The following is a 14497-nucleotide window of genomic DNA, read 5'->3' as shown; positions in this document are numbered from 1 at the left end:
CGTCTTTACAACGTGCTGCACAAAAGGCGTGGATGGCCGGAACAAGTCGGGCCATGACGAAGAAACGGCAGGAAGCGTCGCATCCCCATGAGCCTGTTCGCCAAAATCTCCACCTATGACGAGCGTTCCGCGCGGCTGGCAGGCATCGGATTGATGCTGCTGTCGATCTTCATGTTCTCGTTCGGCGATGCGCTCGGAAAGTTCATGGTCGCGACCTATTCGGTCGGGCAGTTGCTGTGGCTGCGCGCCTGTGCGGCGCTATTGGTGCTGTCGCCGATCATCTGGAGGCAGCGCGCCGAATTTTCCCGTATCGAACGGCCGTGGCTGCAGTTGCTGCGCGTAACGCTGTCGACGCTCGAAGTCGCGGCCTTCTTCCTCGCCACCGTCTATCTGCCGCTCGCCGACGTCATCACCTATTATCTGGCCTCGCCGATCTTCGTCACCGCATTGTCGGGCATCGTGCTCGGCGAGCGCGTCGGGTGGCGGCGCTGGACCGCGATCCTGATCGGCTTCTGCGGCGTGCTGATCGCGCTGCGCCCATCGACGCAGACCGTAAGCTGGCCTGCGATGATCGCACTTGGCGGCAGCCTGTCGTTTGCGTTCCTGATGCTGATCACGCGCTCGCTGCGGGCGACGCCGGATATCGTGCTGACGACCTCGCAATTCGGCGGCACGTTTCTGCTCGGCGCGCTGATGTCACCGATCGGCTGGGTGACGCCGACCATCGGCAGCCTCGGCCTGTTTGCCGCGGCGGGAGTTACCTCGGTCGTCGCGCTGCTATGCATCAACCGTTCGCTGAAACTGGCGCCCGCCAGCGTCGTGGTGCCCTATCAATATTCGATGATCGTGTGGGCGGTGATCTTCGGTTTCGTCGTGTGGGGTGACGTGCCGTCGATCTCGACCCTGATCGGCGCGGCCATCATCATCGGCGCAGGTTTCTACATCTTCCTGCGTGAGCAGCAGCTCGGGCGCGAGGAAGCGGTGGTCAATCCGCCGGCGTGAGCAACTTGCATAGCTGTCGTCCCAGCCCTTATGCGCAATTGCGCATCAGGAGCCAGGACCCATAACCACCGTCGTCAGTTGTTGAAAAGAGCTGGGGCAGCAGCTTGGACCAACAACATGGTCCTGTGGTTATGGGTCCCTTGCTTTCGCAGGGACGACGGTGTTGTCGAGCGTGCTTCCCGCTCATCGCCGCGTCGAGCTTCCCCAGTTCTTCAGCGACGACCACACGCCGCGCGTCAGGCGGAAGCGGTCGACCGGGGTCGAGCATCCCAGCGCCTCAAAGCGGTGCAGTTCGACGCCGCTCCACTGGAAACCGCATTTCTCCAGGATGTTGCGTGACGCCGGGTTGGCGACGCGGGCACCTGAAATCAGGTGCTCGGCATCGAATTCCTCGAAGAAGAAATCGATCACCGCGCGCGCCGCTTCGGTGCCGAAACCCTGGCCCCAATGTGCGACGCCGAGCCAGTAGCCGAGTTCCGGCGCGTCGGGCGCGCTGCGGTCGATGCCGACCATGCCGATCGGCGAATAGTTCTGTTCGATCAGAAACACGGTCTCGCTGTTATCGGTGGATGTAGCGCGCACGAATTCGACCGCGTGGTCCTGCAGATAGGGATATGGCAGGCGGCGGGTATTTTCTGCAATGCGGCGATCATTGGCGAGATGCGCAATCGCTTTTACGTCCGCGAGCGTCGGCCGGCGCAACGTCAGCCGTTCGGTCTCGAGGACGCAGCTACTCGTTTCGCGTAGTGTCGGCGTTGGGATCGGAATGTCCTGCAACATGTCGGGCTCCTGATTGCGAAAATGCGCAACAAAATGAAAAGGGGAGGCCGGTTTCCCGCCTCCCCTCGGAGCCCTTTTCGACTCCGCCGGTTCAACAGGACCCGGCGGACTCAGATGTGTCCACCGTCTATTCGGCCGCCTCCGTCATCGGGACTACCGATACGAAAGTGCGACCATTGGCTTTTGCACGGAACTCGACATGACCTTCGACCTTGGCAAAGAGAGTATGGTCGGTGCCCATGCCGACATTAAGGCCGGGATGCCAGGTGGTGCCGCGCTGACGCGCGATAATGTTGCCGGGAATCACGTGCTCGCCGCCATAGGCCTTGATGCCCAGGCGCTTGCCCGCTGAATCGCGACCGTTTCGCGATGAACCGCCTGCTTTTTTGTGAGCCATGGCTCGTCTCCGACTTCGCTAAGTTTTAGATCAATTCCTTGACGGAATCATTTCACTTTTTGTCGCGCTTCAACTTTTCGTCGAAGCACATCACTTCTTGTCGCTCTTGCCCCTTCGCGGCGGCCTACTTGGCCGGGGCTTTCTTTGCGGCGGGTTTTGCCGCAGCCTTTTTCGCGGGCGCCTTCTTCTTGGCGGCCTTCGGCGCCTCGTCGTCCTCGGCGGCGGGCGCCACCACCTTTTCCCGCTTCGGCCGCGGGCCGATCGAAGGCTTGGCGTTGTCGGTCAGGATCTCGGTGACGCGAAGCACCGTGATCTCGTCGCGATAGCCGCGCTTGCGGCGCGAATTCTTGCGGCGACGCTTCTTGAACGCGATCACCTTCGGGCCGCGCTTGTGGTCCAGCACTTCGGCTGCAACGGAAGCACCTGCCACCGTCGGCGTGCCCAGCACCGGCGTGTCACCGCCGACCACCAGAACTTCACCAAGCTGCACGATCGTGCCGACTTCGCCGGCGATCTTGCCTATCTCGAGCACATCATCCGGAACGACGCGGTATTGCCGGCCGCCGGTTTTGATGACTGCGAACATCGTTTTTTTCCTTCGTGTTCGATCCCGGCCTCGGACATATTCCCAACAGGGCTGCCCGGGTCGGCTTTTTGGTCAGTCGTTATGGGTACGATTTTCGCGCGGCCAAGGGCGAGCCCCATAGAACAAGAGCAAACCCCGTAAGATTTCGCGCAAAAACAAGCGGCGCGAGAAATCCCGCGCCGGATGCGGGGACTTATAGCCGCAGAACGCCGCGAGTCAAGGCAAACAGGGTCTAAAACCGGCCAAAAATGAAGGATTTTGGCCGAAAAGGCGAATGGCGAGTGGCGAATAGCGAATGGGGAGGCTCATCAGCCACCTTCCACTCGCTATTCGCTACTCGCTATTCGCCCTCTTTTGAAACCAATCGGTTCCCCGCCCGTTGTTGCCAGCGAGATCCGGCAGGGGCCTGGGCGCATGGCAGACACCGTAACGACCACGGGCATCGCCCGCCACGGCGCCACCCGCCTGCCGTCGGTCGAGGTCGACAGTTTCAACGTCGAACTGAAGGACGAGGAAGGCTTTCTCGGCGACCGCGCCAGCAAGGGGGCCTTCCGCAAGATCCTCGACGGCTTACGCAAGCCGCTGAAGAAAAACGGCGACGATCCACTGGGCAAAAAGTCGGCCGGCGAGATTCCAAAGGGTGAACTCGACGAGGTGCTGGTCGGCGCCGATGTCGGCGCCGCAGCGCTGGTGCACGGGGCAATCGAGGAATTTGCCCAGGAGCTGGCCTATGTGACGCGGCGGTTCCTCAAGACCAAGGCGTGGGCCGATACCGAGCGCATCGTGGTCGGTGGCGGTTTTCGGCAGAGCCGGGTCGGAGAGATCGCCATCGCCCGCACCGATATCATCCTCAAGGCCGATGACTTCGACGTCGATCTGGTGCCGATCCGGTTTGATCCCGACGACGCCGGCCTGCTCGGCACGCTGCACCTGGCGCCGTCATGGATTTTCGAGGGCCATGACAGCATCCTTGCGGTGGATATCGGCGGCACCAACATCCGCTGCGGCGTGGTGGAGACCCGCTGGAAGAAGGCGCCTGATCTTTCCAAGGCTGACGTCTGGAAGTCCGAGCTGTGGCGGCACGCCGACGATGAGCCGACGCGCGAAGGCGCGGTCAAGCGGCTGGTCAAGATGCTAAAGGATCTGATCACTGCCACCGAGGCCGAGGGCCTGAAGCTCGCGCCCTTCATCGGCATCGCCTGTCCCGGAGTGATCAACGAGGATGGCTCGATCGAAAAGGGCGCGCAGAACCTGCCGGGCAATTGGGAGAGCAGCAAGTTCAACCTGCCGGCAAGCCTGGTCGAGGCGATCCCGCAGATCGGCGATCACGACACCGCTGTACTGATGCACAATGACGGCGTGGTGCAGGGCCTCTCCGAAGTTCCCTTCATGCAGGACGTCGAGCGCTGGGGCGTATTGACCATCGGCACCGGCCTTGGCAATGCCCGCTTCACCAACCGGCGCAAGGACAACGGCAAGGACGAGAAAAAGGCCAGGAAGGGGCGGGATTAGCGTTCCGCGCGGGCGGTAAGGTTGACTGGTTAGGTTAAAATCGGGTTCGCGTTGCCGTTTCCGCTCCGGTTGCTACCGTCGTCTCGTCGCTCCGCTGACCGGTGAAGCCGCACTTCCCGGCCAGAATTTCAAAGCAGCGGCACGGGACCGTCAGTGTTTTGTCGCGTCTGGCGGTCCCACCATTTTTTTCGAAAGCCGTCCGGCCCGTTTTGGCGCGAATTTCTCCGCCCCGCGCCTTGTCTGCCCCGTCTTCCTCGCCTAGAACACGCCCCGACTGCAGGGCCGAATCCGGCCCGTCATGGCGCCTGGAGAGGTGGCAGAGTGGTCGAATGCACCGCACTCGAAATGCGGCATAGGTGCAAGCCTATCGGGGGTTCGAATCCCTCCCTCTCCGCCACTAGATGTAACCAAGTCTTTGATTTCGTGAAGGTTCTTGCCTGAGAAGCTAGGCTGGTCCCCAAATCAGACCCCAAATCGCTCCAATTCGCCTAATGCGGCAAACCTGACGGCCTGTCGGGATCATCGACCGGTTCTGGCAATCCACCAGCCGCGATCCTTAGGAGTTCAGCGTCACTCAACATTTGGACCGGGACATCGGCGCGCTCGATACCCTGCACCGCTTTTCCGTCCATCCTATCCGCGACCTCACGGATGGCGTGCAAGTCGCCTTGTTCTGCTTTTTCGATCAGCTTTTCAGCGATGGCTCGCAGCCGATGGGGATTGCCGCTCCGAAGCGCTATCCGGAGCGCATCTGCGAATGGCTTTTCCTTGTTCACGGACCCGATCGGCCTGCCCATGTTCTTCACCGTCTAGACGTTGAAGCTTAAAGCAAATCGGTGACGGAACTATGGTTGCGTGCGGGGTCCCACGGTCCCCGTATTATTCCTGATGCCAAACGTGGTTGTACCTGTGCCATGATAATGGCGCTGTGAAATTCCCCCAACACTGTGAAACACAATGAAACCAATCGCCGCAATTGCGGCGGCATGTCTGATGGTGGCCCCTGCAATCGCGCAACCCGTCGGGCCGAACAACGCCGTCATCGAACAGGTGCTCGCAAGTCGCCTTGGAACTGGCTACACCGTCGCAGCGCCAAAGTTCACAGACGGAGTTCTAACGGGCTGTGGGGTGGAGTTTGCATCGCTCATCAAGGACTTCACGTACAAAGCTGGAAACTTCGTTCGAGTTGACGGCTCGTTCAATCTGATGACCGCAAACAATAGTATAGGCATTCTGCTCAAAATAGTTGTGAATGACCTCGATCCGCAGTCGTACAAGATTATTCCGAATGCACCGGTCACCGCTTTTTTTGTTTCCGGCAACGCGACCAGCCGACCTTTCCTAATCAAGCAAGATAGGGAAACAGATACACCCGGCGCGATCATCGCAATCTATGACGCGAAAACGTTCCCCATGCTGGTCCAAAGCATAAGGGAAGGTACTGTCACGATAGCGTTCGCTCGCAGGAAAGGCGGCGCTGATATGCAAGTGCCCATCGACCTCAGCGTCGAAGATACGAACAAGGAAGGTGCAAAAGTTCGCTCTGATAAGTCAGCAACCAGCTTTATGAAATGCGCGTCGGACCTGATTGACGCTGAACGTGATCGACTGAATAAGTCAAAGTGAATGGCGGGCAACCGGCAAATGAACATTCGGTTCGTTCTCGTCATCGTACTAATTCTGATTGGCGGACATGCACGGGCCGAACAAACCTACGTTTGCACGACGTTGGATGTGTTTGACGTAGAGGCTGGTCGGTTTGCGAGGAGCAAGAAATCAGATTTCTGGCTAGGCGCGGTTGGCCAATTGGTTGTCGATACAAGATCAGGCGCAATCAAAATTGGAGATCAAAAAGCTGCTGATTGGAAAATCGTTCAAAAGGGAGGCGCTAACAATGATTTTGTTGCCATGCCGGGTCTGCTAGCGCCTTCCGATAGCATTCGACTTAGGTTTTTCAAAAAGCCTGTGACGTTCGTGCTTATGTCCAATGGCTTCAATTTCTTTAGTGGGACATGTGAAGCATTGTACTGAACGCCAAGGCGTCGGCCGGATAAAATGGCTGCCCGGCCTCGCGCTGGCATTGATCGCGACCGTTGCGGCAGCGTCCGATTTGACCGGCCGCGCCAGCATCATCGACGGCGACACGCTGGACCTGGACGGTGTTCGCATTCGGCTGTCTGGCATCGACGCCCCGGAAAGCAATCAGCTTTGCCGCGATGCTGACAGCGGCCCGTACCGTTGCAGCCAGCAAGCTGCAAATGCGCTCTATGACGTCATAGCCAAGCGCCCCGTCGCGTGCATTGAAGTTGATCGTGACCAGTACAAGCGCGTTGTCGCAGTCTGTTCGGTAGATGGGGTTGATCTTGCGGACTGGCTTGTTCGCAATGGTCTAGCGCTCGATTGGCCGCGATATAGCAAGGGTGGCTATGCTGCCGCGCAAGATGAAGCAAGGCGCAATGAACGCGGGGTGGGGGCTGGCAGCTATGTCGAGCCGTGGCGGTTTCGCTCATGCGTGCGATCCGGCAGACGGCCAACGGCGTGCTCAGATGAGGCGCAGTGAAAGTGTGCCCCCAGGGAGGAAGCTTCTTACCAAATGCCGACGCACGCAGCCATACCGGGCCAGGTTGTTTGCGCATAACAATACCAAGGCGCTTGAAGACACGAGAGCGCATCGGTAATGGCCCCTTATTGCCGTTGGTCCACTCATGGATGATTGTCCGCAATGCAGCAAGCCTACTACACCTCGACCGTCGCCGATTTCCTAACCAAACCCGTGCAGGCGGTTCTAGGGCATTTAGCCGAACATCATCCGCATGACCTCGTTCCGCTACAACGCAATGCTTGGATCGCCCAAATCGGCCTCTTGCTCGCGGCTGCTAACGCAGACTTGGCCTTCCCGCCCTTCATTTGCCTCTGCATGCTGGAACCGGCGCTTTTGTCGAGCGTTGGATCGTTCGGTTGATCGAGTGGTTTCTCGCACCATCCCGCGCCAACAGTGACGAGCGCCGATAAAGACCAAAGCCAAGGGTGACAGGCGTCCGACGGGACCGACGTTTCAACGGCTAACGGTCCAAAGGCCAGTGTCCAAACGGCCAGCGTAAAGCGAGCATCAACCCTGCGGCAGCCGCCAGTCTGTCCGCAGCTAACTGGCAAATAACAAGGCAAAGCCGGTAGGCTTTGGGGACCATCGGTCGCTCCGGTGGTCCTTTTCGTTTGGGCGTGGTTTCAGGACTGCGGTGCGGGGCTGGCAAGGCCTTCGGCTCTCGATACTTTTCACTCGATCCATCCGCCGCGATCTCATAAAGCTTGGGGGTCGGTCAAATTAGTGACCGAGACATCGCCATGCTCGACGGCTTGCGCGGCCTTGCCGTCCAATTGGTCTCCGATCTGCTTGATTGCCTGTAAGTCGCCCGCCTCCGCTTTCGACCAGTTTGCAAGACGGAACTATGATAATTTTTTGCCCCGACCATCACCGAATTAAGCGGTGGATACGTTGCCGATCTGATCGCGCTCGCTCGGTTAGTATCGTAGGTCTGATGCAATCATTGATCAAACGACAATCACTGCTCCACCGACGAAGTTTCGCATGAAGAAAACTGCCCTAATAACCGATTTGGACAATACCCTCTTCGATTGGGTCGAGTTGTGGCTCAATTGCTTTTCTTCAATGTTGGATAGCATTGTTGAAATCAGCGGTGTCGAAAAGGCCAAGCTTCTTCCCGAGATCGCCGCCGTCCATCAGAAACATGGTACGTCGGAATATTCGTTTCTCATCGAGGAAATCCCGTCGCTACAATCGGTCCTGAAAGGTCGTCCCGCAACCGAGGTCTTCGCAAAATCCATTCAGATTTACCGGTCAAAGCGCCGCGAGCACCTTCGTCTCTATCCAACCGTGGCCGAAAGCTTGCTCAAGATCAAAGGGCGAGGCACACGCATCGTCGGCTACACCGAGAGCATGGCCTTCTACTCAAATTATCGCGTGCGCCGCTTGGGGTTAGACGGCGTACTCGATTACGTCTTCTGTCCCGAAGATCACAGGCTACCAGCCGGATTGTCAGCCGATGACCTGCGTCACTATCCGGCCTCCCATTACGGTCTCAAACTCACAAAGCAAGAATTTACACCTAAAGGATCAAAGAAACCGGATGCCGCAGTTTTGAACGCGATCATGGCTGATCTGGAACTGTCAAAAAGCGACTGCGTATACGTCGGAGACAATCTCATGAAAGATGTCGCGATGGCGGTCGATTGCGGGGTCGATGCTGTGTGGGCAAAGTACGGACAAGCACACAAACGACCCGAATATAAGCTGCTCCAGGATGTTACGCACTGGACGGCCGACGAGGTCGAACGGGAACAGAAAATCAAAGAGCGCGAGCATGTTAATCCGAACTTCACGCTCGAAGAAAGTTTCTCGGAAATCTTAGGGCTGTTTGATTTCGGCGATTTCCATGCAGAATAATCGAAAACTGCGCGATGAACGCGCAAAGCAGGTAATAGACGTTTGGAAGACCGTCGTTGGCGTGCAAATGCACTTTAACGAAATCGGCATGCGTATCCGCGGACTGTTCATCACGATCTTGCTGGCACTGTTGGCGTCTATCGGTTTCCTCTTGGACAAAGGATGGGCACTGCAACTTTGGCGTATAGATATTCAATTTGCCGTTTTGGTTCCGATATTTGGCGTGTTTGGCACGTTGCTTTTCTATCTCATGGACAGGTACTGGTTTCACCGGTTGCTCAAGGGGGCGGTGAACCATGCAATTCAGATCGAAAAAAAGTATAAGGTCACAATTCCAGAACTGTCGTTGTCCGATGAAATCGGGAAAGAAAGTTTTTTTGTTCCAAAAGGCCTGTTGTGGCTCGCTGCGAAATGTTTTGTTAGCCACGACAAATTTCGCGAAAAGGGTCAGCTCCATTCGGACGGCAAGCTTGAAATATTCTACAAGTCTATGATTTTTGCTCTATTCGGAATTTCAATTCTTGTCGCGGTCTTTGGGGGCATTACCTTCGACAAAAAAGACGCGCCGACGCCGACAAAGAAAAACCAAAGCGTCGATAAAGCGACTGTCACTGTACCGGCTCTTCCTCAAATGGCTCCCATTACGCCAGCTCCCATCGCGACACCTCCAGCCGTCATCCCGCCGGGACCGGCAGCGGCTCCAAAGGATGCTAAGGAGTGATCCGGCTCAAAGGTGGCGTGCCTCTTCCAAGCACAACTCGCTCGCCGAGTTCGACACGGCCTAATTTGACCGCTTGAACTCGCGCAGTTTGCTCTGACAATCGACAATTACGCGCCGGTATTCCTCGTCTGGCGAATTACTCGTGAGGTGAGCGGTACCGCGAGCGTGGCAATCATCCAAAAACTTCTTGTTCGCAGGCGACCCGACAAAAAACACCTGATAAATTCCAAAAGCTAGGAATGCCAAAATTGCCCAAGTGACGTAACTGATCGGCTGTTTTCGCGTATCAGACATCAGAACCACCCGGGGCTCGAAAATCCATTGACAGTATTCGGCCAACAATAGATTGAGAAATGCCTACTACACAACTCGGATCGTTCGGCGAAATCCGTAAGTATGCCCGTTTTGGGATCAAGAAAGCCTACAATGCCCTTACGAGAAACTCTGCATCGCATCATCAGCGAATTTCCCGAGGCCCGGAAACAACCGTTAGAAGCCCATCCGTTGGCGCGCTTCATAAGGACTGATGCCGAACAAGCAATTGCCGATGGTCTCGGCGATCGGGGCGGAGGCCTTCATATTCAAGGCAGTCCGGGACAAGGAAACTGGGCAGCTATTCCATGGATTGCTGTTTTTGATCCAGTCGTCACCACGAGTGCTGTACGCGGCTATTATGCGGTTTACTTATTTCACGCGACGGAGCCAGTCGCCTTCCTTTCGCTAAACCAAGGTACGACATCTACCCGACAGGAATTCGGTTCGAAAACGCGTGATGTTCTAAGCGACCGCGCTCATTTCATAAGGAAACGCCTGCCAGAATTCGTCTCGGCAGCCCCACTAATCCAAATTGAGACAGGATCGGATGCTCGCCTTCCCGGCGACTACGCCGCGGGTCATAGTTTGGGTTTCAGATACAGCCTTACCGAGTTGCCGAGCGAAGCGACGCTGCGAGACGATCTGCAATTACTGATCCGCGCCTATCGAGCGCTGACATTTCGAGGTGGTTTGGATGCAGATGGCGATGCGGATACGGAGGTCTCCGACTTCAACGTGCCCGACAACGCAACTATAACCGAAAAGAGAAAGTACGTTCTGCACAAGAAGATTGAAAGAAATGGCACGGCGGCAAAGGCGGCGAAAAAGCATCATGGCACGGTCTGCCAAGCATGCAGTTTGGAGTTTTCCGCTCGCTATGGTGACATCGGAGAAGGTTTTATAGAGGCCCACCATCTCACGCCGATCAGCACCTTAGCCGAGGGTGTTGCGGTCCAGTACGATGTCGCCAAGGATTTTGCGGTTCTTTGCGCGAACTGTCACCGTATGATCCACCGTACGGACGACCCGAGCGACCTCATCGCATTTCGCGCGCGCTTGAAGTGTTAGCGCGATGCGCCATTCGGGGCAAACCAACCCCGAATGCCGCCGTGTTGACGGCCCCATTTCCAATAAGCATGCTTTTATGTGTTCGTTTTTCCCTCCCCCCGGGGAGGCGGGCATTGGGGCATCTACCTTGCCAATTACCCGCCTAGCCTTGCCTTCAATTTCTGAAACCCCTCAACAACTCGTGCCTTGGCTCGATCATTGAGTTGCGGCCGTGCCGATAATTGGTTCTGTTTTTCGCGCTCTTGTCGATGCCGTTCCCTCCGCACGTCTCGGTCATGCTCGTCGAGCATTCGTTCGAGTTGCTCGCGGAAGCTGGCCAGGTTCGGAAATTTGACGAGGGCAGGTAGGCCGCGCACCGGATCGGCGGCTCGGGCTATGACGGCGGACGGGTACATTGCCAACATTTCGACGAGTGCCGCCACGAACACCTTCGGATCACTCGCCGTGATCGTGTCGTAGCAGCCCAATATCGTCGCCGCTGCCGCTGTCGCTTGATTTCTGTTTGAGAACATTGACTAACTCCACTGCTTCGCGCTGCTTGCGTTGATGTTCAGTGAGCGGCTTAGCAGTAGGCGGACCGCGAGACGCGGCCGCAACGTACTCGGCCGGGTTTTCCTTTTGCGAAGCCGTTTCTAGTGCCGCGCGCGCCAACGCTATGTTGTGGCCCTTAGCTTTCAGCAGGTTGGCAATCAGGCCGCCTGCGCTCTTGCCGAGAATTTCCCTTCCCCTTGCAAACAATTCGCGCTCGGCAGCCGATGGATCAATCGACGCCGAAGCGTCCGTGGCGATAGCCACGGAATTTATTTCTGTGTCTGTATCTGTGTCTGTGTCTGTGTCTGTGTCTGGTCGTATCACCGTTACGGTGGCGTTACGGTCGTTACGCTGACGCTCCCTGTAACGCCGCATACGCGCGGACGCGGTAGGATCGATGCCGTCCGATTTGGGCTGCCACTTTTCCCAATTGTGCGGTGTAAGCCTGCCTTCATGATTATCAATGAGCCGTGCGGCTATTAGCCTGCTGATGTCGCGCTCCAACACGGCCGGTGTCGTGCGCAGCATGATGGCCATGTCCTCTATCGAGCGAAGCGCGCCTTCATTCTTGGAGGCGATGCACAAAAGCCCGATCCACAATCGATGCAAGTGGTCCGAAAGCCGTAACAGTTTCGGATCGTTGATCGCGTCGTTGTAAAGGCGAAACCAACGGTACATTTTGCGCCTGCGGACTAGCGGTGAGGCCATGCCCGGTGTCGTCGATACGGCCGGGCAACTTTTGTGAATTGATTAAGCCGCGGTCGGAAGTGCCGCGAGAAACTGGCGCAGGTCATCCCGAAGTATCAGGGTCCGCTTCCCCAATTTGCGCGCTTTCAAGCTGCCGGCGGTTATTGCTTCGTACAACTTTGTTCGTCCGATACCGGCGAGGGCGCACGCCTGCGGAACGGACAGGGCCTCCGGTTCAATTGAAACGTGGGTGTTCATGGGACGCCTTCATCGTTATGCCCGAACCGGGCGGGTCATGAAGGTCGTAGCCGATCAATCGCAACAGATGCGGGACTTATTGCGGGGCGCTTGCGGCCGTTTTCCGTCCCGACCTTCGCGCGTCTCCGATTGCCTTTGCTACGGCTGTACGGGAATGCGCTCCGCGGAGGTACCTGTGGTCGAACCCGCTTTGAAGTTCATAGACTAGGCGCACGAACGGGGAGTGCTGGCGCATTTTGTCGTCGTCCTTGCGGGAACCGATTGGCAACTGGTGTCGCTTGCAAATCGCCGTGATATTCCTGATCCAAGTGTCCCATGACGCGCCTTGCCGGAATTCCGGCTCGTTTTCAGAAGCGGCTCGCCCTTGTGCTCTTGCGCACGCTCCATGGTATGACATCAGTAGATCATGGAGTTGGTCGAGCGTTGTGTCGGGAAATTCGCTTTGAATTAGATACTCGGCGTAAAAAATGGAGGCGGTTGATCCCGGTTCGCCCTGTTCATTCAACAGAGCGCCTGCTGCCTTCCTGTATCGGCCGATGCGCTCGACGGCCGCATTGAGGTCCTCTGCCTCCGCCTCCATGCTGGCGATCCAGAGGAAATTGTTCGTAGCCGTGACTACCTCTTCGCGTATTTCACGTGAAATGGCTCGGCCGTATGCGGTTTCACATCGTCCCCAGAACACTGCATTCGGCTCGAATTTTGGCGCAGGTTGACCGCTGGATGAAATCGGCAATCTGCGTTTGCGCTGTGGCATCGCCGGCCCCTTGGTGCAAGGGCGGCGCGGGATACAGCTACGCCTGCCGCATCCTCACAACGTTTGTCGTCCGCTTGGGTTCGCAGTAGTCCGCCCATGCCTCCATTAGATTGCGGCGTTTTTCCAGCGCATCGCTGCGGCGGTAAGCCTGTTCGGCCTTGTCGCCGATGACGTGCGCCAAGGCGGTTTCGATCAATTCGCGCGGATAGCTGGTTTCGTTGCCAGCCCAATCGCGGAAACTGGATCGGAAACCGTGCACGGTGGCGTTCTCGATTTTCATGCGCCGCAGCATCATTTCCATCGCCATGTTCGACAGCGGTTTGTCGCGGCGCTGGCCCGGAAAAACGAATTCGCCCGAACGGCCCTCGCTAAGTCTAACAAGAATGTCGGTGGCGCGTTGAGACAACGGTATCCGGTGCTCGCGCCCCGCCTTCATTCGATGCGCGGGCACGGTCCAGATTTTCTTGTCCAGATCGATTTCATCCCAGCGCATGCCAAGGATTTCACCGGATCGAGCGGCTGTGAGGATGCACAGTTCCAGTGCCAACGCGGCGAGAGCCTCGCGCCCCCGAAGGTCCGCTACAAACGCCGCCAGTTCGTCGTAGGGCATCGCGGCGTGGTGTCCGCGAGCAAGCTTCGATGGCCGTGGCAGCAGGTGGTCCAGGTGGCCGCGCCACCGCGCGGGGTTCTCGCCGTCTCGGAACCCTTTGGCCTTGGCAGCGTCCAGCACCTTTTCAATCCGGCCCCGCAGCCGCGAAGCGGTTTCGGGCTTGGTCGTCCAGATAGGTTTCAGAACCGCCAACACGTCATCGGTGGTGATGGTGTCCACCGGCTTGTCTCGCAACGTCGCGGCGTCGGTGGTCAGCGTCGATTTCCACTGAGCCTTGTGTTTCTCGTTCCGGAAACCGACGGACAGCGCTTCGCGCACCTGATCAGCCATTTCGCCGAACGTGGGGACGCCATTGGTGCGTTTCCGCTCATCGATGGGGTTCAGGCCTCGGGCGATCTTCCGGCGCGCGCTGGCGGCTTTCTCACGGGCGTCGGCGAGGGGCACCGCAGCAGCGCTTCCCAATCCCATTTCCCTTGCTCTCCCCCGCCATGTGAAGCGGAGGACCCATTTGCGGGACCCATTCGGGGAGACGATCAAATACAAATTGCCGCCGTCGCTGTATTTGCCCGGCGTTGCCGTTTGCACCTTCCGAGCCGTCAGATTACCTGCCATCGTCAGTCCCCAAGTCAGTCCCCAAAATTAACATGGCTTGGGACGGGCGGCAACGAACGATGAAAAACGAGAATGAAGGAAAACCCTATACTATCGGCATAATTTCAATTGCAAACGAACGGCTGCGAACGACGGCGGTGAGTAGTTCGGCGGTCTCCCTCTCCGCCACCCTGTCGAAAACAGCCTAGAAAATAGCGGGCCT

General features: G+C 57.5%; 17 protein-coding genes and 1 tRNA gene. 10 read left to right on the top strand and 8 right to left on the bottom strand.

Translation table 11 applies throughout. The features are described 5' to 3' along the window. The first annotated feature begins 87 nt into the window (after nt 1-87). The gene (locus tag V1288_RS10600) at nt 88-1002 is read left to right on the top strand and encodes a DMT family transporter (protein ID WP_334356987.1); all 915 of its coding nucleotides are present in this window, start codon (nt 88-90) and stop codon (nt 1000-1002) included. Between the two features lie 183 nt (nt 1003-1185). Here the strand turns inward: V1288_RS10600 and V1288_RS10595 are convergent, their stop codons facing one another. The 3 genes from V1288_RS10595 to rplU all read right to left on the bottom strand — a co-directional run bounded on the left by V1288_RS10595 (nt 1186) and on the right by rplU (nt 2765). Beyond that, nucleotides 1186-1782 carry a GNAT family N-acetyltransferase gene (locus tag V1288_RS10595; RefSeq protein ID WP_334356986.1) on the bottom strand — a complete coding sequence of 199 codons (597 nt, stop codon included), beginning with the start codon at nt 1780-1782 and terminating at the stop codon, nt 1186-1188. A gap of 127 nt (nt 1783-1909) precedes the next feature. Next, the gene (rpmA, locus tag V1288_RS10590) at nt 1910-2179 is read right to left on the bottom strand and encodes a 50S ribosomal protein L27 (RefSeq protein WP_028348532.1); all 270 of its coding nucleotides are present in this window, start codon (nt 2177-2179) and stop codon (nt 1910-1912) included. Between the two features lie 124 nt (nt 2180-2303). Beyond that, nucleotides 2304-2765, bottom strand: a complete 462-nt coding sequence (gene rplU / locus V1288_RS10585; protein WP_334356985.1) for a 50S ribosomal protein L21 — start codon at nt 2763-2765, stop codon at nt 2304-2306. A 414-nt stretch (nt 2766-3179) separates the two neighbouring features. On the opposite strand from rplU, the gene V1288_RS10580 reads away from it, so the two are divergent. Further along, nucleotides 3180-4277 (top strand): ROK family protein, encoded by a 1098-nt coding sequence (locus V1288_RS10580; RefSeq protein ID WP_334356984.1) that lies wholly within the window; start codon nt 3180-3182, stop codon nt 4275-4277. A gap of 307 nt (nt 4278-4584) precedes the next feature. Then, nucleotides 4585-4674: transfer RNA gene (locus V1288_RS10575), tRNA-Ser, on the top strand. Between the two features lie 91 nt (nt 4675-4765). On the opposite strand, the gene V1288_RS10570 is transcribed toward V1288_RS10575, so the two are convergent. Further along, nucleotides 4766-5074, bottom strand: a complete 309-nt coding sequence (locus V1288_RS10570) for a hypothetical protein (protein ID WP_334356983.1) — start codon at nt 5072-5074, stop codon at nt 4766-4768. 160 nt (nt 5075-5234) lie between these two features. Here V1288_RS10570 and V1288_RS10565 point away from each other — a divergent pair, with 160 nt between their 5' ends. From V1288_RS10565 to V1288_RS10535, 7 genes are all read left to right on the top strand, one after another. Then, nucleotides 5235-5903 (top strand): hypothetical protein, encoded by a 669-nt coding sequence (locus V1288_RS10565; protein WP_334356982.1) that lies wholly within the window; start codon nt 5235-5237, stop codon nt 5901-5903. A gap of 18 nt (nt 5904-5921) precedes the next feature. Further along, nucleotides 5922-6308 (top strand): hypothetical protein, encoded by a 387-nt coding sequence (locus V1288_RS10560; RefSeq protein WP_334356981.1) that lies wholly within the window; start codon nt 5922-5924, stop codon nt 6306-6308. Next, nucleotides 6265-6837 (top strand): thermonuclease family protein, encoded by a 573-nt coding sequence (locus tag V1288_RS10555; RefSeq protein WP_334356980.1) that lies wholly within the window; start codon nt 6265-6267, stop codon nt 6835-6837. The genes V1288_RS10560 and V1288_RS10555 overlap by 44 nt, the downstream gene beginning before the upstream one ends. A 162-nt stretch (nt 6838-6999) precedes the next feature. After that, a complete protein-coding gene (locus V1288_RS10550) occupies nt 7000-7239 on the top strand; it encodes a hypothetical protein (RefSeq protein WP_334356979.1) in 240 nt (79 codons plus the stop codon). Nucleotides 7240-7863: 624 nt separating this feature from the next. Next, nucleotides 7864-8739: an HAD family hydrolase gene (locus V1288_RS10545; protein ID WP_334356978.1), complete on the top strand. Its 876-nt coding sequence runs from the start codon at nt 7864-7866 to the stop codon at nt 8737-8739. Beyond that, complete coding sequence (locus V1288_RS10540; RefSeq protein ID WP_334356977.1) at nt 8729-9460, top strand: hypothetical protein; 732 nt, start codon at nt 8729-8731, stop codon at nt 9458-9460. Before V1288_RS10545 ends, V1288_RS10540 begins: the two co-directional genes overlap by 11 nt. 426 nt (nt 9461-9886) lie before the next feature. Continuing rightward, nucleotides 9887-10843 carry an MrcB family domain-containing protein gene (locus V1288_RS10535; RefSeq protein ID WP_334356976.1) on the top strand — a complete coding sequence of 319 codons (957 nt, stop codon included), beginning with the start codon at nt 9887-9889 and terminating at the stop codon, nt 10841-10843. A 134-nt stretch (nt 10844-10977) separates the two neighbouring features. Here the strand turns inward: V1288_RS10535 and V1288_RS10530 are convergent, their stop codons facing one another. The 4 genes from V1288_RS10530 to V1288_RS10515 all read right to left on the bottom strand — a co-directional run bounded on the left by V1288_RS10530 (nt 10978) and on the right by V1288_RS10515 (nt 14295). Continuing rightward, nucleotides 10978-11265: a hypothetical protein gene (locus tag V1288_RS10530; RefSeq protein ID WP_334356975.1), complete on the bottom strand. Its 288-nt coding sequence runs from the start codon at nt 11263-11265 to the stop codon at nt 10978-10980. 13 nt (nt 11266-11278) lie between these two features. Further along, nucleotides 11279-12052, bottom strand: a complete 774-nt coding sequence (locus V1288_RS10525) for a hypothetical protein (RefSeq protein WP_334356974.1) — start codon at nt 12050-12052, stop codon at nt 11279-11281. A 72-nt stretch (nt 12053-12124) separates the two neighbouring features. Beyond that, on the bottom strand, nt 12125-12319 hold the full coding sequence (locus V1288_RS10520; RefSeq protein WP_334356973.1) for a helix-turn-helix domain-containing protein: 195 nt from the start codon (nt 12317-12319) through the stop codon (nt 12125-12127). Nucleotides 12320-13110: 791 nt separating this feature from the next. Then, a complete protein-coding gene (locus V1288_RS10515) occupies nt 13111-14295 on the bottom strand; it encodes a tyrosine-type recombinase/integrase (RefSeq protein ID WP_334356972.1) in 1185 nt (394 codons plus the stop codon). Between the last annotated feature and the right edge of the window lie 202 nt (nt 14296-14497).

This window comes from Bradyrhizobium sp. AZCC 2176, assembly GCF_036924645.1.
In the GTDB taxonomy this organism is placed as follows: domain Bacteria; phylum Pseudomonadota; class Alphaproteobacteria; order Rhizobiales; family Xanthobacteraceae; genus Bradyrhizobium.
This window is presented reverse-complemented; position numbering and strand designations above follow the sequence as displayed.